Annotated in this window: 15 protein-coding genes; 12 read left to right on the forward strand and 3 right to left on the reverse strand. The window is 57.4% G+C overall.

The annotated features are described in order from the left end of the window. Nucleotides 1-181 precede the first annotated feature (181 nt). From ACSVIE_RS20110 to ACSVIE_RS20125, 4 genes are all read left to right on the forward strand, one after another. Nucleotides 182-778 carry a hypothetical protein gene (locus ACSVIE_RS20110; RefSeq protein WP_442425011.1) on the forward strand — a complete coding sequence of 199 codons (597 nt, stop codon included), beginning with the start codon at nucleotides 182-184 and terminating at the stop codon, nucleotides 776-778. 377 nt (nucleotides 779-1,155) lie between these two features. After that, entirely contained in the window at nucleotides 1,156-1,353 is a 198-nt protein-coding gene (locus ACSVIE_RS20115; RefSeq protein WP_442425012.1) for a hypothetical protein, read from the forward strand. 336 nt (nucleotides 1,354-1,689) lie between these two features. Beyond that, complete coding sequence (locus ACSVIE_RS20120) at nucleotides 1,690-2,490, forward strand: hypothetical protein (RefSeq protein WP_442425013.1); 801 nt, start codon at nucleotides 1,690-1,692, stop codon at nucleotides 2,488-2,490. After that, entirely contained in the window at nucleotides 2,490-4,943 is a 2,454-nt protein-coding gene (locus ACSVIE_RS20125) for a DEAD/DEAH box helicase (RefSeq protein WP_442425014.1), read from the forward strand. The genes ACSVIE_RS20120 and ACSVIE_RS20125 overlap by 1 nt, the downstream gene beginning before the upstream one ends. A gap of 72 nt (nucleotides 4,944-5,015) precedes the next feature. Here ACSVIE_RS20125 and ACSVIE_RS20130 read toward each other — a convergent pair whose 3' ends face one another. Both ACSVIE_RS20130 and ACSVIE_RS20135 read right to left on the reverse strand, forming a co-directional pair. Continuing rightward, nucleotides 5,016-5,498, reverse strand: coding sequence for a DUF6998 domain-containing protein (locus ACSVIE_RS20130; RefSeq protein WP_442425015.1), 483 nt, complete (start codon nucleotides 5,496-5,498; stop codon nucleotides 5,016-5,018). Beyond that, nucleotides 5,491-5,886: a hypothetical protein gene (locus ACSVIE_RS20135; RefSeq protein ID WP_442425016.1), complete on the reverse strand. Its 396-nt coding sequence runs from the start codon at nucleotides 5,884-5,886 to the stop codon at nucleotides 5,491-5,493. Before ACSVIE_RS20135 ends, ACSVIE_RS20130 begins: the two co-directional genes overlap by 8 nt. Before the next feature lie 423 nt (nucleotides 5,887-6,309). Between ACSVIE_RS20135 and ACSVIE_RS20140 the strand changes: the two genes are divergently transcribed. The 5 genes from ACSVIE_RS20140 (at nucleotide 6,310) to ACSVIE_RS20160 (ending at nucleotide 14,279) form a co-directional block, all read left to right on the forward strand. After that, nucleotides 6,310-6,933 (forward strand): hypothetical protein, encoded by a 624-nt coding sequence (locus tag ACSVIE_RS20140; RefSeq protein ID WP_442425017.1) that lies wholly within the window; start codon nucleotides 6,310-6,312, stop codon nucleotides 6,931-6,933. Between the two features lie 1,738 nt (nucleotides 6,934-8,671). Beyond that, nucleotides 8,672-10,327 (forward strand): purine-cytosine permease family protein, encoded by a 1,656-nt coding sequence (locus tag ACSVIE_RS20145; RefSeq protein WP_442425018.1) that lies wholly within the window; start codon nucleotides 8,672-8,674, stop codon nucleotides 10,325-10,327. Nucleotides 10,328-11,363: 1,036 nt separating this feature from the next. Further along, entirely contained in the window at nucleotides 11,364-12,251 is an 888-nt protein-coding gene (locus tag ACSVIE_RS20150) for an alpha/beta fold hydrolase (protein WP_442425019.1), read from the forward strand. Next, complete coding sequence (locus tag ACSVIE_RS20155) at nucleotides 12,252-13,679, forward strand: amidohydrolase family protein (protein ID WP_442425020.1); 1,428 nt, start codon at nucleotides 12,252-12,254, stop codon at nucleotides 13,677-13,679. A gap of 213 nt (nucleotides 13,680-13,892) precedes the next feature. After that, complete coding sequence (locus tag ACSVIE_RS20160; RefSeq protein WP_442425021.1) at nucleotides 13,893-14,279, forward strand: ArsR/SmtB family transcription factor; 387 nt, start codon at nucleotides 13,893-13,895, stop codon at nucleotides 14,277-14,279. A 498-nt stretch (nucleotides 14,280-14,777) separates the two neighbouring features. Here the strand turns inward: ACSVIE_RS20160 and ACSVIE_RS20165 are convergent, their stop codons facing one another. Then, a complete protein-coding gene (locus ACSVIE_RS20165; protein ID WP_442425022.1) occupies nucleotides 14,778-15,401 on the reverse strand; it encodes a FadR/GntR family transcriptional regulator in 624 nt (207 codons plus the stop codon). Nucleotides 15,402-15,788: 387 nt separating this feature from the next. Between ACSVIE_RS20165 and ACSVIE_RS20170 the strand changes: the two genes are divergently transcribed. Genes ACSVIE_RS20170 through ACSVIE_RS20180 form a run of 3 tightly spaced genes read left to right on the forward strand, consistent with a single transcriptional unit; the run spans nucleotide 15,789 to nucleotide 18,491 of the window. Continuing rightward, nucleotides 15,789-16,730, forward strand: a complete 942-nt coding sequence (locus tag ACSVIE_RS20170) for an ABC transporter substrate-binding protein (protein WP_442425023.1) — start codon at nucleotides 15,789-15,791, stop codon at nucleotides 16,728-16,730. Continuing rightward, entirely contained in the window at nucleotides 16,717-17,676 is a 960-nt protein-coding gene (locus ACSVIE_RS20175; RefSeq protein ID WP_442425024.1) for an amino acid ABC transporter permease, read from the forward strand. Before ACSVIE_RS20170 ends, ACSVIE_RS20175 begins: the two co-directional genes overlap by 14 nt. A gap of 20 nt (nucleotides 17,677-17,696) precedes the next feature. Next, entirely contained in the window at nucleotides 17,697-18,491 is a 795-nt protein-coding gene (locus ACSVIE_RS20180; protein WP_442425025.1) for an amino acid ABC transporter ATP-binding protein, read from the forward strand. Nucleotides 18,492-18,791 lie beyond the last annotated feature (300 nt).

Raw genomic sequence — 18,791 nt, forward strand, 5'->3', positions numbered from 1 at the left:
AACCGATCCCTGACATGGGAAAACGCTGCATGACAGCTTTGGACGAGTTATCTCATCTACTTCTACTCGTCTCACTTAACTGCCGATAACGGATATTATGTAAACCTAAGTTGTCAGCAGAATCCATCTTGGCAACCAATTTTGCCATCAGGCATACTGTCACTGTAACAACCGGAGGCCGATGAAGGGCAACACGATGGGCTGGTTCACCGAGGGCAGCGACCATGAAGGCTACGTCGTGTGCGTCTTCGCCGACGGCATGTACGGCTCCGGTGGCAAGCACATGCAGATCAGCCTGATGACTCCCGACGGCAAGGCGGTCTGGGAGAACGACGACGATCCCAACGCTGTGGCCTGGCGGCCGCCGTCGCAGGTGGTTGGCTGGAAAGTCGCGTGCAGCTGCGAGCCGTTCACCAAACACGTCATCCTCGACCCTCTATGGACGAGGGTGTGGGATCCCGCTGAAGAGGACTTTGCCGGCGGACGCATCTACGCCGGGGATCCCTCCAGCGATGACCCGGAATACGTCAGTGACCGGGAAGATCTGGAACCGCTGTTCATTGAGCGATGGCGGCAGCACCTAGCCCCTGAGCTTTACCTCCACACCATCAGCACCCTCGGTGGAGAACTGAAGAAGATCGAAGCCCAGCTCGACCAAGCCGTAGCTGCTGCCCGCGCAGAAGGTATCTCCTGGGACAGAATCGGTAGAGCGTACGGGGTCACCCGGCAAGGAGCACGGAAGCGATGGGATGCCAAGTCGCCCAGCAATGACGAATGACGACGTACCTGCTCCCGCAGACGGGACTCCTTGCAGCATGGTGAGGCCGAGCAAGACGCCTGCGGCTGCTGGGCCCGATATACTTGAACCGGGCGCGCCAGCCGTCCTCGCGCGCAGATGTGCACTGCATACCTGCGAGCAAAGCCGTCTCGGACGCTGCTGGCATCCACTCACTACGGCACGTGGCATAGTCTGTCGGGCGCCCTCGAATTTCGCCCATTGCGCTGCAATAGCCCCGTATAAGTGGGCAGCACGCTCTCAGGGCGTTGATTAACGTGCCTTAGATGTCCAAGAGATGCTTTTAAAAACTCGGATTATGGCGAAGCGGCGACCGGGAGGATCTTGAGCCGTCGTTCCGGAACGTAAGGCACCCCCACGTGGCCCCCGACCTTCACCTCCACACCATCAGCACCTTGGGCGATCAACACAAGAAGATCGATACCCAGCTCGACGAAGCCGTAGCCACCGCCCGTCCCGACGGCCTTTCCTGGGACAAAATCGGCAGAGCTTACGGAATCACACGCCAAGGAGCCCGGAATCGCTGGGACACCCAGGAATCCCGCTCTGAGCAGTGACTCCGGCGCCCTCGATTCGCCCTCACTGAGCGGAACGCTTCCCTCTGCTTATTGGCGTCTCAAGCCCTCACGGATGAGTTCACGGGATAAAGAGACCAAGTCTGCCAAGATTTGTCCGTGCGCTGCTAAGTTGAGAGTTCAACCCACATGGGATCGTAGGCGCGCATGCGCAAGGAGTACAGACACCACCATGGCCGGAAGCACCAAGGGAGCGCAGCGCGCGGAACTACACAAGCCGATCTGGCGTATCGCTAACAACCTTCGCGCGAGCGTCGACGGCTTTTTGGGCTAAGAAGCAAGGGGTAGCACTAGCGTGATGAGTTCGGGGGCTCCTACGTGGATGGCGTAAGGGTTGTTGCAGTTGCGGACGCGAGTATTCTGATCCTCGAGACCGTTTCCGATGAAATCAAACAAGCACTGAAGTCTCGTCTCGTTGAATACTGTTACGGCCGCGTCCAGGCCGGCGAAGATCCGGACTATTATTCCTTCGACCTTACGGTTGATGAGTTTTTCAAGCTGTACGATTCCAAGTCCGACAAATCGAAGCTTGGCCTCGCTGGCGAACTTATCGTCCATCTGTTGCTGCCTCAGGGACATGATCGGCTCGTGAGCGCCTGCGTCTACCTCAACAAGGAAGAGCGCAATGTCAAGAAGGGCTTCGACTTGACGTTCCGCGATCACCACGATGGGGGCCTCTGGTATGGAGAAGTGAAGTCTGGTCGTGTAAATGCTTCTCAGACGGCTGATAGCAAGGTCCGAGATCTCATCAACATTGCCGAAAACGGTCTACACGACATGTTCACGTCCGACGTCCGCAAAAAGCGGTGGGATGCAGCGATTCTGGACGCTGATGCCGCGCTGCAGACGGACCATGCTTCCAGTGTGAAGAAGCTTCTGCGTGCCGACTTCATGAGCTTGGATAAGGGGTCGGCGACCAAAGTCAAGGCCCTGTTGTGTGCAGTGGTTCTGCACCCCTTCAACCTCAATGAGATCGGCGCCGGAACCGGTGAAGAACTTATCCAGAGTGTTACAGGGCGGGGTCGCTTCGATGAACTGCGCCTCCTCCTCATCCAACAGTCTGACTTGGAGGATCTCGTTGGGGTACTCCGCGAATCGCTTAAGGAAGCAGCAGCCTAATGACCATGGATGTAACCGTGCGCAAGTTGAGACACCGGCAGAATCTAGAGGGGTCGCGCTTTTTACACCTGTACGAGAAACTTGCTCTCTCCCAGGCACTGACGGGCGAGGAATATCAGGAACTTCTCTCGTTCGCGGTTGTCTTCATGCAGTTGGGCGATGCGACCGTAGAGAAGCTTGGCTACCGCATTGTGCTGCAATACTCTCTTGACACCTCGGACTTCGAGCCCTTAATCGACATCGCGGACAACCGCGAGATAATGCCGGTCCTGGCCGCGATTCGGGCCGCCCACCCCGATGCGTTCGCAGAAGACTCCTTGCAGGCGGTTCTGAGTGCTGCCCACGGCGTGAACTTTGTCGGGCATGGTCAAGTAACCCGGACTCGCGAGCAACTCGCACTGCAGTCATTTAACAATTCCCACCCTCGTGCTGCCATCATTGCGCCGACATCCTACGGTAAGTCGGAAATGCTTATAGACCGATCTCTCGCATCCCTGCCCGGAGCGGTTTGTATCATCGTGCCCTCAAAAGCGCTTATTGCTCAAACAAAAGCGGACCTCATGCGAGTCATGAGCCAGCGGGACGTGTCGACGCGAGTCATAACGCACCCAGAAGCTTACAGCGGCGAAGCTTCCTTCATCGCGGTGTTAACCCAGGAGCGACTTCACCGATTGTTCGTTGACTATCCAGAACTTCGGATTGACCATCTCCTCGTGGATGAGGCTCAGAATGTCCTTACGGACGACGCGCGATCGCTCGAGTTGTCACAGGTGATCCTTATCGCTCATCAACGCAATGAGGAGTTGCACATTGCCTACTACACCCCCTTCCTCGAAAACCCCGACAGCCTCCGCCACGTCAACGGCAGGGACGACGATGTGCGCTCCAGGACCGTCAGCGAGCACGTCAAAGTTGAATTGTTCCGTGCCGCTGAAATCGGCGGGCCTATTCGGGTTTTCGATCAGTTTCTAGGGCGGACGTTCGAGACGAGCGAAACGCTGCCAAAGGATGACGCCCTGGCAGTCATGCGTTTCGCTGGCGAACGCACCATCGTTTACCTCAATAAGCCTCGTGACGCCCAGGATATGGCGATGCGTCTAGCAGCGGAGATTGGCGACGCTGAACTATCTCCCCGTGCCGAAAGGGCGATCGCGGCGATAGCCGACCTTATCGACGCAGACTACATACTTATCGATGTGATCCGAAGCGGTGTTCTCTTTCACCACGGCCAGATACCCGACGTGTTAAGACAGTACGTCGAGAACCTATTTCGTGAAGATCACACAACGCAGCGCCGCTACCTCGTCACTACCTCGACTCTTTTGGAAGGGGTAAACACCCCTGCAGACGCCATGGTGCTGATGACGCCAGGCAAGGGCGGTGGGTACCTTCCGCGCTCCTCCTTTCGTAACTTAGTCGGGCGCGTGGCGCGCTTCAGCCAAATATTCTCCAGTCAACGCCCACGGCTGTCTCTCCTTCTGCCAAATGTGTACGTTGTCAAGAGTTCCTATGCTCCTTCAACGTGGAACCCGGTCAAATGGCTAAGTGACGTGGCAGATCCGGCAAAGCCCGCTTCCGATCCTGTCGAGAATCCCCTACTTGAAGAGGGACCAGCGGAGCAGACACGCATTGAGGCACTTGAGCGTCTGGAGAATATTGAACGCGGCGCGTCAGGACTGGACGAAGTGCGGCTTGCGCTTACCGAAGTGGGCAAGCTGTGCTTTCTTCATGGCGTACATGATTTCGATGTGTTCCGCTACGAGCGGCTGATGCAAGACAGGGTCGACGAACGTGAGGGATCCCTGGCGACAAACTCCGATGAGTTGATCGCGCTCATTAGAGATGTATTCCTACACGGCGTTGAGCTGAACAGAGGTACCGACGACCTTGTTCGCCTACATGACGTTGCGGCAGCCCGAAACTTCTACAGCATGTTCCTCACCTGGAGAGCCGACGGCGCCCCACTGAAGCTCATGATCGGTCGGTATTTGAACCACTGGAGGCGGCAAAATGACGACCTGATCTTTGTAGGTTCGAAGTGGGGTGAAGTAAAAAGCTCGCAGTTCGAACATGCCGCCGCCTATGTGAGCCGCTCTGCGAAGTCCCGTTCCGCCCTAGTGAATCTGGCGATCGTGCGAATCAAAGCCGAGATGGACTTCCTCGACTACACGCTGGCCAAGTATCTGGAGATCCTCTTCGCGCTAAAGCTTGTTGATGAAGACTTCTATCTAAAGCTCAAGTACGGCACAAGCGATCGGTTCTTGATCTGCCTGCTCCGGAACGGGATGTCCTTCGAACTTGCTCACCTCGTATCCGAGTCCTTTAGGCGGCATGTCAGCATTGACTTGAACGCCAATTCGATCGAGATCTCACCTGACGTGATCGTCGCTATGGAAGAAGCTGGCGTCAATGACATCCTGCTATTTGAGGTCCGTTGCCTGATCGGAACATAAAATCCCCCGACTAAGATCCTCCAACGAATCTGACGGCTGGATGCACTTAACAAGCGGTCTGCTGGTCTTCGATCAGATACTGCTGCCAAGAGCCTCCCAGGCCGCGTAAGCCCGGCCCAGGACATCGATGCCGATAAACCGGAAATCTCTCACAAAGAGATCCTTTTTAACCGCCTTCATCTCCGCCAAGTCCATGTGGCACACTTCCCTGGCCAACAACGGCTTAAGCGTGTCCGGAGCCAGCAGGAGCATCAGGCAGGTGTCAAAGCCGTCTAGCGTTTTGAAGGTAATTTTGAGCTGTCCCTCGCTGCGGTTCGCAGTACGAGTTTTGACTTGGACCCGCCGCCCGGCCGCATCGATGAGATCATAGGCCCGAGTGCCAACCGGCGAAAGAGCACCTCCATACATTCTCTGGGAGATGTGTTCACCGACTCCACCAACGACGTCGCTGGTGCGAATGATGCCTCGACTTTTTAGTTCAGTCTGAACGGTGTGTGGCAACGACAGAAGCTCATGGTTAGTATGGGACGCGAGAGGAGCGACCTGATCAATCATCGTCGTCTGTGCCGGAACCGAAGTAGATTACTTCGCCGGCCGTGAGCCAGCCGTCTCTTATGGCTTCCGTGTGGGCATTTGCCCATCCATGGGAAATCTTTCCGCCATCGATGGCCTCACTCAATTTTCGATAATCTGAGAGTGAGATGCCCATTTCATCGGCTCTGCTGCTATCAGAGCCGAAAGGGCTAGGGTCTTCGTCGCGGCTTTTATCTCCGTTAGGCCTGGCGGCTGCGATAGCAGCTGCTACGGTGGCCGCTAGGGCTGCAGTAATTGCAAGGCTCACTGTTCTGACTTTACGTCTTTTTCTGGTTTTACATTCTTCACAGCGTCTAGCTGTCTGGTCTTCAAGGACCTCATTGCATTTCTTACATAGATTCTTTTCCACTCAGTCGACTCCCTTCGCCTGCGGTCACCGTAGACTGCTCCACCTAGGTTAAGGGACTGATCAGATTGCCGGCTGCTGTTGCCGCCGAATGTTCCGACCCAGATGAGCCAGCCGGCGGCATCGCCGCTACCCGTCATGGCCGGCTCTAAGTGTCCAGTCCACGCTTGGCGGTCCCAATAGCGAGGACCTCCACGGTTCCTGGACGTGTGGCACCACCGTGGGGTTGTTGGTCGACGTAGCCGGTGGCAGCATCGAGCACGATTCGCCGCCAGCCGCCAGCCGCCGCATGAATACGCTTACTTGGATCCGATAGGCGGCAGCAGCCGTTCGGCGGGATCCCAAATAGGATGTACTCAAATTTCAGAATGAGATATGTTGCGGAAACGCTCAGGGTTGGGATGTTGCATGAGGATGCTGTACTGGATGACCGGCACCGTAGTTGTTGTCGGACTTTTGATTTTGGGGGCAATCAGCGCCACCGATTTTCTGTGGCCAAGACTGCAGGAAACAGCGACAGCTGGTGCGGCATCGGCCATGGGGTCAGTGTATGGCGCAGGCCTGGGCTTGCTTTCCGCGATAGCAAGTGCGGCAGCTGCCCTCGCGGCATTTAAGGCGGCAAGAAAGAGCGATGAGACGGCCCAACGGGCGACTGAGGCACTGGGGCTGGCCATGCAGCCGGAACTGACTGCTTACGTCATCAAAGAACATGTGAATCCTGGTAGTGAGGGCGCTAGCAATAAGGTCAAGCTGGAAATAAAAAATCTGTCGGCATGGCCAGCGGCTGACGTCAAGGTCTACCAATCGGCTCATCGCTTCTTGCCGATCGCCAAAATTGAGTTTTTGCCGGCAGCTACACAACCGAACTACACCATCGCGGCCAAGCCTCATATTCATTCAGAAGACCTCACTGGTCAAGCAGTCGCCGCTAAGGCAGACTTCGGTCAGCTACTAGTAATTGAGTTCAGTGATCAGAGGCGCATCCTCAGATGGCGACAGACGATCAAACACACCGACACTCTGTCATCAGAGGTTGAACTCGTGAAATAGGGGGTACACACCAACCGCATCGCTGAACCTAATCTCGTCCTTTGCCAAGTAAATGTTACTAACACCCACCGGCCACCACCCGCGATTGCCTAGAACCGCTTACAACCGTGTTGGCGTGAAGGGGTAATAGTGTTTCCAACGTTCCGCCGTAGGGATCCTCTAGCTTTACGGATGATCAATTATCGGCATTAAAGTGGGACGAGTAGAAGTAGATGAGATAACTCGGCTCACCTGTCATGTGGCGTTTTCTCACCCCCGACACAACACGCCAGGGGGCCGGCGCCTGCGGCTTCGTTTACACGGCCGTAGCCTGCCAAGAGACTCGCCCTATCGCTTTTGTCCGCCATCCCAGGCCAGCGGCGCAGCGGAGGGCCGGAACTCGTTTTAACGCGCTATATGACGGCTTTCGTAACAACAGTCCAAAACCAGCAAAACCTGTTTGGGACCGTTACCCGACCCCCGTGCCGGGACCCGTACGATCCGGCTCCGGGAGGCTCGTGGGGTCGGTAAAAATGGCGAAGCATCGACGACATGCGAACCTACTGCTACCCCCAAGACGTCCTGCCCAGTGCGGCCCTGGAAACTCGCATCTGAAGCAATCCGTATCGGAAAACGCAGCACCATCGTCATCGAGCCTCACAGTCATGGCTCGATGTTAGATGGCCGGCTCAGCCATGAACAGGGATATTCAATTGGTGCGGAGGAAGTCAGCTGATTACCGGGCTCCGATAGTTGGGCTGGGTGATCGTGCAACGGGATGGGCAGGTTTTCGAGGATATTGTAGGTGCCATCCCCGAATAGAAAGTTTGTATTGCATCCCAAGACCTAGCCTTCCCCTAAGCGTTCATACTGGCCGTCAAGGGATACAGCCGACTTGCCGCCCTTCACTCAAGCATGTGGTCTGAGAAGCGGCGCACAATTCCTCCGACAGAAAGTTGTCCTGCACCTCTGACATGTCGTTGGCGGATCGCTTCCCACACCGTTCTGCTCCTTGGTCCATTGAGCGTGCATCGACCCCCGCGTCGCTGCAGTAGCCTTTCCCGGAACGCTTAAGACATAGGAGACCAATTACTTTGTCGCTATTGTCCACAACCACGAGGCGACGTTTGCCTGCCTCGACCAGGGCGGTGGTTACCCGTTCAAGGAGGAGCTCCGGTTCCACCGTTCTGCCCGCGATCACACCAAAACCCTCTGCCCTGCTGTCGCCAGGGACCGAAATGGGAATATCAGACCGTTCCAGAGTTGTAATGAGGCATCCTTCTGCATCAACCAACAGAGCTAGATGAACATGATCATCCGTAAAAAAGTTACGAACTGCGGCGACCCGCGCGTCCACCGGAAGGACCTTCGGAGACGTAATCATTGCATCCTGGACTAGAAGGGCATCTGACCCTTCGCGCACACCCGGCGTGAGGTCAGGCAGTCTCAAGAGAATTTCCTACCTTTCATCGTAGGCGAGCGGTTACTGGTCCTTAGAGGTTGGATGGCCCCTCGGGTGGATCCCAACCCTTAAGCGGGCAGCCCTTCAAAAGGTCGGGGCTTCCGGTGCGAACGATCAGGAACGCTTCAAACTTCAGGTGGAGCACCTTCTCGCGGGCCGATTGGATTCGGTTGGAATGCGCGGTGGAGATGATGAATACCACCCCTGCCTTCCTGCTGACACGTCTATAGCGCGGGTACTCCAACGGTCTTGGAGGCCGAGCGCAAAGTATTGACGCGCACCCAATATACACCTAGTGTGATCAATCACACCCAATTGGGCATATTGATCACGATTGATTCAAAAAGGATTCGAGGCAGCATGATCAACAATACTGACTTGCCGGTGCTTGACAGGTCACGAACCGACGACCCAGAAGTGGTCGCCACAGCGAAGACCGATGATTACGCAGGTCATATCGTCCCCAAGAGCTGGCGCAGCTCGCGGCTGTCGTTGTCGATGGCGTGGCTATCGATTATCAGTGCCATGTTCTGGCTGGTTTTCCCGGTGACACTCGCTCTTGAAGTGGGTGTGGCCAATACTTTGATCGGGATGGTCTTGGCAGCCGTTGTTATAGCTGTCGCTGCTGCCATTGTCTCTCCGTACGCGACTCGTTCGGGCATGTCCCTCACCATGTACAGCCGGCAGCTGATGGGACGTCGCGTGGGTCTGCTCATCGGCCTGATTGTAGCCGTGACCTGCATCTATTACACCGCCTTCGAGGCATCCGTCATTGCAGTCGTCTTCCATGCATTTTTCAGCGGTCTGAGCATTGAAGTTTGGTACGTCATTACCGCTGCCATGGGAGTCGTCCTGGCGTTGGGCGGAGTCCGCGCGTGGCTGGACCGGTTTAACGGCGCCCTGCTCCCGGTCTACATCATTGGGATGATTGTTGCTGTCGTCTGGGCTACTACCGCATTTGGTTACAACCCCGACTGGCTCACCTACACCCCTGCAGGCGCTGGTGATACAGCCGCCGGACCGGGCTGGGTCCTGGCGTTTGGCGGATACCTCAGCCAACTCATCTTCATTACGTACCTATGGGACTTTGCCCGGATGGGCCGCGTGGAAGATTCCAAGTTTCACGCGTTTGGAACGTTTGGTCTCCCAACATGGCTGGTTACCTTCGTCGTAAATGCCTTGATCGGGCTTTACCTGCTCAGCACAATTCAGCTCAGTGGGCCGCCGTCGAATACGGCCGCGGTGCTCGGCATAGTTTCCCTGATGGGCTTCCTCGGGGTACTGCTTGTCTGGGCAACTCAGAGCCGCATCCAAACCACAAACTTCTACGTGTCATCACTGAACCTGCAGAGCTTCTTCCGCGGCACACTCGGACTAAGATTGCCCCGTTCCTTTTGGGGATTTGTTGTCGGCGCGGTGTGCCTGGCTCTGATGCTGACGGACGTGATCAGCTATGTACTCACAGCATTGAACTACCAAACGGTAGTCGTTGCCGGATGGATCGCTATCGCCTGTGTGCACATCATCGATTCACGCCGTGCCGGTTTGAATGACGCCTTCGCCGAAAGCCGGCCTGGCCGCATCCCCGTATTTTCCCCGGCGGCAGTCCTCGCCTGGGTCATCTCCTCTGCTACGGGCATCCTGCTGTTGACGTTCACAGGGGCATTTGGTGCGACGTGGGCAGTACCGGCTGTCCTGGTGATAGCGCTGATCAGCTACAAGCTGCTTCTGTTGGTCTTCCCCCGACGCGATGTGGAGCGCCCCTGGGACCCCCGCGAGGAAGTCGAGGACCCTTGGGAGGACAGGGTCCGGTGTGAGACGTGCACACGGCGATACCTTGCGATCGAAATCGATCGCAATCCCGCCAACAACCTGAAACCAATCTGCGCAAGCTGTGCCGAGAACAATGGCGCATTCCTGGCCGCAGCGGGCGCAGAGTCTCGCCGGCCTTAAAGTCTGCGCTGTCAGGCCAACAATGGTCCCTCCGGCGCAACCGGGCGAATAAGAGGCAGCATCAACCAGTCGGCCGTTAAGGCTTCCACCACCGCCAGGAGGGCGGAACAAGATTTCCGAAGCTACGGGTCGGTTTCCTCCGAGGCGGCCCTCCGGTCGTTGCCTTGAATGCATGAGGTACAGGCTGGATCTCAAAAGACATTAGGTAACAACGCTCCGCCAAACAATGTTGTCTGGCGAAGACAGGTCCGGACCCGGACATATCAAGGAAAAAGATCCAGCCGTGGCACTTGAGGCTTCCCTTCAGGTGCCACGGCTGCATCCGTTAAGCGACATGCTTGGCTTCCACTTCTGTGGAGAACCACCAAGTCAGAAGCGGTTTCCTATCGGCTTACAGCACCAGCCTAAGACCGGCAGGCCTTGGAAATGACGTCGCCCAGTAGCCAGCTGCTTGACGCCGCCAGGGAAAGTAAAGGGGGCTCCGCCCGCACACTCCCAGCCGGACCGGGCGAAACATCTGCCGCGTAAGCGTATTCCTTCCCCTCTCACCCCACATTGTCGGCAGGGAAAAGGTCCTCTCATCATGAGGAGGCGATGTTGGGGAACCTAGCGAGCGAAGCAACCCGTGGGTGAATCCTGGCGCCCTGCACGTCGCGCATCTTTCGTAGACCGTAAGGCCCCGTGCGGGCGTATCAACGCCGCCAACATCGCCTGTCTGCTGACGCTCCTGGCCCATCAGGAAACCCAGATCGAGGCAAGAAGACGGGTGTTGAACATAAGAACATAAGAGCATCATGGTTCGTTTACTTGAATATTCAAGTACATGAACAGACGGCCAAGATCCCTTAGTTTTCAAGAAATATCTGCGACGCCTCTTGACTGTGAGCCACGCCTCAACTTGAATATGTGAACCAATAGAACCAAAAAGAACAAAAATCGGCTTATTGATCCCTATTGGTTTGATCAATCTAGGCCTCGCCAAGATCGGCGTGTTGACGTCTTGAGGAGCATAAATGCGGAACAGAAGCGTGAAACCTTGACGGGCGCTTATTTCCAGCAGGGCAGAGATACTGCCATCAGTTACCCGGTAACCGTTGGGGACATCACGACCCGCGTCGTGGAGTCCGGCTCCGGGGACCGCGTACTCGTTTGTATCCACGGTGTCGGTTCCCGTGCAGATCGATTCGTGCCAGCGATGCCCGCCCTTGCGGCATCCGGTTTCCGAATCATCGCCGTGGACCTTCCCGGACACGGACTCGCCTCCAAGCCAGAGGATTTTGGATACCGCCCGAGGGATTTCGCCCGATTCCTTGAAGGCGTGCTGGAAGCACTGGACCTGCGCGGTGTTACTGTCCTGGGAACATCCCTGGGCGGGCAGGTTGGTGCGACGTTGGCGTGCAACCGGCCCGACTTGGTGGCCGACCTTGTATTGATCGGGACGATGGGCATCGTGCCAATGGATACCGACTCGATGGTGCCTCCGGAGAAAGTGTCCGACGGCAGTCCCGAGGCCGTACGCGCAAAGCTTACGTTCCTTGTGTCTTCACCAGATCAGATCGTGGACGCGTGGGTACGCGAGGAATCCCAGATCAATTCCTCTGCCGGCGCGCGCCAGGCCTTGCATAAAGCCGCCCAGGCGCTAAACGAGGACTCAGTCGCCGACCTCCAAACGGAACGGCTGCTGGACGTGAGGCCTGACCTGAACGTTCTGCTGGTGTGGGGCGAGAAGGACAGCTGGACACCTTTATCGATGGGATACCGAAGCCGCGACGCCCTTCCCGAAGCTGAGCTCCGCGTGATGCAGGACTGTGGCCACGCACCCTACTTCGAGAACCCCGCCGAGTTTGCGGCGATCATCGAAGCTTTTTGGAACAGCCAACCGGCCCGTAAAGCGCGAGGCCAAGTAGCCTTAGGAGGCAACTAAATGTCAAAGTATTTGCTCATCAAGAACGGCACCGTGATTGACGGTGACCTGACTCCTCCCATGGAGAACTGCGATGTGCTGGTTCGTGACGCGCGAATCGTCAAGGTCGGTGGCGTGAACATCGAAAATGACGTCCCGCGCGGATCGGACCTGCAGGTTATCGATGCTAAGGGCAAGACGGTGATGCCAGGCCTGATCGATATCCACTGTCATATGACTTACGGGCTGGCCCGGACCGAAGAAGAGATCAGTATGTACACTCCCCCGGAGCTGCGCACGCTGATCGCTGCAGTCAACGTCGAAAAGGTCCTGGCGGCCGGAGTAACGAGCATTTCCCAGCCTGGCGGCAGTTACTTCATCGGCGTGGGACTTCGGGAAGGCATCAAACAGGGCATCGTGCATGGTCCCCGGATGACCACCGCCGGCCGCTATTTGACGACCAGCAACGGTTTGACTGACTGGTTCCCTGACTCCACGGGGGTTCCCGAGTCCAGCACGGGTCGGCTGACCAACACCAAGGACGAGATGATCGATGAGATCCGTCGCCAGAAAAAGGGCGGCGTGGACCTGATCAAGCTCGCGGACTCCCCCTTCGGTGACTACCAGGCGTTTACCGATGATGAACTGAAGATGTGCGCCGACCTTGCCCACCAGCTCGGCCTCCAGATCACCATTCACGCCCGCGGCGATGGCGAGATGAACGCTGCCGTTAACGCCGGTTTCGATCACATCATGCACGGCAACCACATGTCCGATGCCACCATCGAAAACCTCGCCAAGAGCCAGATCCCCCTGGCACCGACTCAACTGCTGATGCACCACGTGGTCGAGTTCGCGAAGGAGGCACGCGCCCGGCACAACATCGTCGAAGCCACCAAGCGGATGAACGAGGCCACCATGGACTCCCTGCATCGGGCTTATAAAGCCGGTGTGAAGTTCGCAATGGGTACCGACAGCGGCTTCGCCCTCGTCCCCTATGGTCAGTGGCACGCGAAGGAACTCGAGCTGCTGATGATGTACACCGGCATGAGCGCGCTCGAAGCAATCCAGGCCGGTACAAAGCACGGCGCGAACGCCATGCGCCTGCCGGACGACCTGGGCGTCATTGCTGAAGGAAAGCTCGCCGACATCATTATTGTCAACGGCGATCCGCTGAAGGACATCCGCGTTCTCTACCAGCCGGGCAAGGTCGAAGTTGTGATTCTGAACGGAGAAGTCCAGTCCTTCCCCGATGATGTCCGCAGCACTTTCATTCGCAACGACTACCTTCCCAACGAGTACGGATGGGACCTCATCACCTACGAGCGGGTCCACCAGGGTGCCGAAATCCCCAAGACACAGCTTGACTGGACGGGCGAACGACGCCGCGACGTGCTCAACGACATCCGTAAGTTTGAAAAACTTGCCGCAGCAGCAGTGGGCGAGTGACCAGACCGCCCATCAGCTGACTACAGCAAGCCTCAGCACACAGAGCACCAGCTGAGGAAGGCCGGGGTTGGGCCGTTCGATGCCCGGCACGCATCGACGGCCCAACCCCGGCCGCTACCATCACACCCCTAAACCTCACCGACAAGACGGGCAGAGCCGTACGAGGACCGCCCGTACCGGATTGAACCGTCAGTTGAGAATCCGCCTCCAAAGATGTTCGCGGAACACATCAGTACATCAACAAAATCGTCCAAAGAGGAGAAGACATTGACTATCAACACCTCCCTTTCTCCGTGCCGGCTGGCGAACCCCGTCGATACCCGGCTTTGCCACGCCATGAAAAATGGTCTCCGCGCAACACTACTGAGGATGCTCAGTGAAGCGCCGGGATATTCCCAAGACATCGCCGCGGGACTGGAAGTCCCGGCAGAAACCGTTGAAAAGCAGCTCGCCGTCCTGGTCAAACAGGGACTTGTTCGTCAAGTACCCGAGTCCGGACAGGTCTGGTACCGCCTGACGAACCCCGAGGTTGCCGAGGCTGTCCAAGGGTTCCCCGCCGATAGCCAGAATCGCTGCCCCCTGCAGATCCCAAAGCTGTAATCAAAGCGGGGGTTCCTGACAACCAACCACCATGTGTGGTTCGCGGTAGTGCAGGGTCTCCCACGGAGCCTGGAGCGTCCTCCAGGCTCCGCCCGTTGTTTGAGCCATACATTTGTGGCTAGGCGGTTATCTGCCGCCTCTGGAGCATTCGCCTAGTTCTGGCGACAGCGGCATCCGATGACAGAGGCAGTGCGCCTGAATTGGTGTGCTTCCGGATCGCCTGTCTCCGCCCGGCTTGGGAGCCGGCCATGATTGATCGCAGCACTCATCCCTTGACATGGGCCATCGGTGGCAGCGCCACGCGTCAGCCCAGACTGACACCACTCGACCGCTACCAACACGGAATCTGTGCCCAAAGCCTGCTGTGAGCGGTCAAAACCTGCTGATCGTCGCAGGTAGACCTTCGATCACCTCGCCCAACTGCGCCTCAGAAAGCATTCGGCGCCGGGCCCTGGGTTCGCTAAACCCTTGGTCCGCACAACGAAACCGGTCCTGCCGTCATCCCAGAATCGTGTTGCGAACCGACTCAAGATGTTGACGCATGGCTTGTTCGGCCCGCTCGGCGTCCCGCTCTTGCAGGGCCTCCACGATCCGCCGGTGCTCCCCGCGATATCCCTCGCAACGAGCCAAGTTGAACGTGCGTCGCTTGAGTCCACCCCAGGACGGATCATTTCTTGATGAATGCAGAATGTCCACCATGGCCAAAATCACGCCATTGTGGGTAGCAACAGCGAAGCTGCGATGCAATGCCACGTCCCACGCCTCGAACTCCTCGTGCACGTCGGCGCCGTCCCCGCCCGCCAGACATCGCTCCATCTCATCGAAATCTGCCTGCGTCGCCGTCAATGCAGCCATCGCCGCGACACGAGGTTCCAAGAGCATACGGGTGGCCATGAGTTCGGCGGGGCTGGCGTTGACGGTAACGGCGTCAACTGACGGCGTCCGCGAAGGCGCCACAAATGTGCCCCTTCCCACATGGCGGATCACGCGGCCGTCAATTTCGAGCTGCGAAAGGGCGCGGCGAATTTCAGTCCTACTGCAGGACAGGGACTGTTCGAGGGCCCGTTCGGTAGGAAGCCGGTCCCCCGCCTGCAGGTTCTGGGACCGGATCAGTTCCTCCAAGTGCTCCACGACATACCGACTGCCTCGTGTGCCAATCAGTCCTTGTGACACTTGCATCTCCCCCTTCCACTTGGCGAGAAGTCAACCAATTTGTCTCAATCATATGCGATCAACATCGACTCGCCACAGAATCAACTCTTTGTGGAGAGAACGTGTCTGGTTTTTTCACAAAAAGTCTTGATGTTGTGATGCAGCTCATCTATGCTCCTAATCAATCCGGTTCATTCTCAACCAATAGTGTAAATCAATCGTCATTGGTTGCTGAACCGGGCGGCCGCTAGATGGCTGCCGGTACTTGCTTCGCGTGCCGGCGACACAGCACAGGCGACATCCCAACCGCCCAACCGGCTGGCCCCCGTCAACCTTTAACGTGAAATGGAGCACCATATGCGAACCACATTTACCAGGGCCTCTGTACTGGCCGTAGCAGCAGCGCTCGGTCTGGCCGGATGCAGCAGCCCCAGCAACGCAGACACGGCCTCCACCGGCGAAGCTGTCGTGGCGATTCCAGACAATTCCGCCATCATCGGAGGTATTCAAAAGGACACCGCACTGGCAAACAAGGTCCCCGCTGACATCGCCAAGGACGGCAAGCTGACAGTTGGCACATACCTCTACTTCCCACCCAGCATGTTCCTCGCACAAGACGGCAAGACCGTAATCGGTAACGATAACGACCTCATGCTCGCGGTAGGCAAGAAGCTGGGCCTGGAAGTTGACTACCAGAACATGGACTTCGCCGCCCTCATCACGAGCCTGCAAAGCGGTCGTGTCGAAGCCACGATGGCTGCGATGAACGACAACGCAGAACGACAGAAAACAGTCGATTTCGTCGACTACCTCATGTCCGGGATCGCCCTGGTGATCCAGAAAGGCAACCCTGCGGGCATATCAAGCCCGGACGATCTCTGCGGCAAAACCGTCGCAACGACAACGGGAACGATCAATCAGCAATGGGCTGAAGCGCAAAGCAAGAAGTGCGTAGAGGCGGGCAAAGAAGCCGTCGCCATGTTCGTTACCGACAGTGACACGACGAACCAGAATCAGCTCCGTACGGGCCGGATCGACGTCCTTCTTCAGGATCTTCCCACGGCCATATACCTGGAGCGCACCATTGATAACGGAAAGGCCTTCGAGGTCGTTGATATCCCAGTTATTCAAGGCGCACCCTACGGGATTGGTATTAACAAGGGGAATCCCGCACTTCGGGATGTCATCTCTGAGGCATTGAACGCCCTGGTTGCCGACGGCACCTACGGCAAGATTCTTGAGGCCTGGGGCACCGATCACGGCGCCATCAAGGAAGCGACCATCAATGGCGGCGCCTGAGGTGCGAGTGCAATCCCCCCAAGCACGTGAGACCCGTGAGCTGCTCCCCCAGGTAAGACTTAAGCACTGGGGGCGCTGGGTGGTCGGCGGGCTCATCATTGCCTCGCTGCTGGCTCTCGTGTGGGGCGCTGCCGAAGGGAACATCGACTACGCGGCCATTCCCGGGTACCTGCTCCACCCGGTCGTGCGGGCCGGTCTGATTAACACGATCATCCTGGCCGTCGTATCCATGGCCGCAGCCATTGTCGTAGGAGTCATCATTGCGCTGATGCGGGTGTCGCATAATCCCGTGGCAAATGCATTCGCTGTCTTCTACGTCTGGCTGTTTCGCGGACTGCCCCTCCTGGTGCAGATACTGCTCTGGTACAACCTCGCGCTGGTTTTCCCCAAGCTTGTCTTCGGAATTCCTGGCACCGACCTCAGTCTTTTCAGCGCCGATACCAATGACGTGATGACTGCATTTTTTGCCGCTTTCCTTGGACTGGCCCTAAGCCAGGGCGGTTACATGGCAGAGGTTGTCCGCGCCGGGCTAAAGAGCGTAGACCCCGGTCAAATCGAGGCGGCCCAGTCCATCGGGCAGACTCCCATGCAACGCACCTTCCGCATCGTGTTGCCGCAAGCCATGCCCGTCATCATCCCTCCGACAGGCAACAACTTCATCGATCTGCTCAAGAGCACCTCTCTTGCATCGGTGATCGGCTTCCTGGAACTGGTCAAGGCGTCGAATAACATCTCATCGTTCAACCTCCAAGTGATGGAGACACTGATCGCGTCCGCTATCTGGTACATGGTGTTGGTTACCGTCGCCAGCGTTGGGCAGAGATATTTGGAAAAAGCCTTTGACAAGCGCGGCCGTAAGCGGGGCATTCCTGCCAAGCGCCCGGCCACTAGCCGGAGTCTGTCGTCGACTATCTTCTCGCCACCGTTCGTCAGGACGAAGAAATGACAAGCCCTCAGGAGAACACCATGACTGCGGAAAACGCCGGGACCATAGTCCAGGAACCTGTCCTGGAAGCGGTGCGCGTCAACAAATTCTACGGACATCACCAGGTTCTCAAGGACGTGTCGCTGAATGTGCGTCCCGGAGAGGTGGTCTGTCTCATTGGGCCTTCGGGCGCCGGAAAATCCACATTCCTGCGAACACTTAATCGGCTGGAGGTACCTGACTCGGGGGAAATTTGGGTGGGCGGCGACCCGGTGGGCTTCCGCCATGACAGGAGCAAGCTCTACGAATTGTCGGAACGACACCTCTCAGCCCAGCGTGCCAGAACAGCGATGGTATTCCAGCACTTCAACTTGTTCCCCCATTTCACCGCTCTGCAGAACGTGATGGAGGGGCCCATCCAGGTACAAAAGCGGAAAGCCGCCTCTGTGCGAGAGGAAGCGGTGGCTCTTCTAGAGCGTGTCGGGCTGGGAGATAAGATCAACCACTATCCTTCCCAGCTTTCCGGTGGACAGCGACAACGGGTAGCCATTGCCCGTGCTGTGGCCATGAAACCGTTGTTTCTACTTTTCGACGAACCGACTTCTGCCCTGGACCCCGAGCTCGTCGGCGAAGTATTGGATGTCATGACCGATCTTGCCAGGGATGGCCGGACGATGCTGGTCGTTACCCACGAGATGGGCTTCGCTCGGCGCGTCGCGGACCGGATCGTGTTCATGGCCGACGGAATGGTTGTCGAGCAGGGCACGCCTGACGAAGTTTTGGGCAATCCCAGAGAGCCCCGCACGCAGCAATTCATCAAAAGGGTCTTATCGTGACCAACGGTCTGTCCATAGGCGTCCGCCAAGACGCGTGACCGCACCAGGCTGACTAGCATCACGTCACCAATGCCCAGTTCCGGCGGGCTCCGACCAATCGTGCAACGGTTCGACAGGAGTCCGCCGGCTTCCTTTTCCACGGACGGGCCTACCCCGGCAAGCTCGTCAACATTCTGTTGGCTGCAGCCGGCACCGCCGTGTCTCCAACGGAGAACACTCTCGGTGCGATTGGTTGAGGAAGTCACCCCTTACACGTAGGGTGTAAACAGACCAGGAATGGCCTTCGATTAGCAACACGTT

This window comes from Paenarthrobacter sp. NCHU4564 (genome assembly GCF_052156435.1).
GTDB lineage: Bacteria > Actinomycetota > Actinomycetes > Actinomycetales > Micrococcaceae > Arthrobacter.

Bases quoted from the DNA above. Each gene is read 5' to 3' on its own strand.
- ACSVIE_RS20170 (WP_442425023.1), top strand. From the start codon at position 15,789: ATGCGAACCACATTTACCAGGGCCTCTGTACTGGCCGTAGCAGCAGCG.
- ACSVIE_RS20160 (WP_442425021.1), top strand. From the start codon at position 13,893: ATGTTCGCGGAACACATCAGTACATCAACAAAATCGTCCAAAGAGGAG.
- ACSVIE_RS20180 (WP_442425025.1), top strand. From the start codon at position 17,697: ATGACTGCGGAAAACGCCGGGACCATAGTCCAGGAACCTGTCCTGGAA.
- ACSVIE_RS20140 (WP_442425017.1), top strand. From the start codon at position 6,310: ATGACCGGCACCGTAGTTGTTGTCGGACTTTTGATTTTGGGGGCAATC.
- ACSVIE_RS20110 (WP_442425011.1), top strand. From the start codon at position 182: ATGAAGGGCAACACGATGGGCTGGTTCACCGAGGGCAGCGACCATGAA.
- ACSVIE_RS20155 (WP_442425020.1), top strand. From the start codon at position 12,252: ATGTCAAAGTATTTGCTCATCAAGAACGGCACCGTGATTGACGGTGAC.
- ACSVIE_RS20130 (WP_442425015.1), bottom strand. From the start codon at position 5,498: ATGATTGATCAGGTCGCTCCTCTCGCGTCCCATACTAACCATGAGCTT.
- ACSVIE_RS20125 (WP_442425014.1), top strand. From the start codon at position 2,490: ATGACCATGGATGTAACCGTGCGCAAGTTGAGACACCGGCAGAATCTA.
- ACSVIE_RS20175 (WP_442425024.1), top strand. From the start codon at position 16,717: ATGGCGGCGCCTGAGGTGCGAGTGCAATCCCCCCAAGCACGTGAGACC.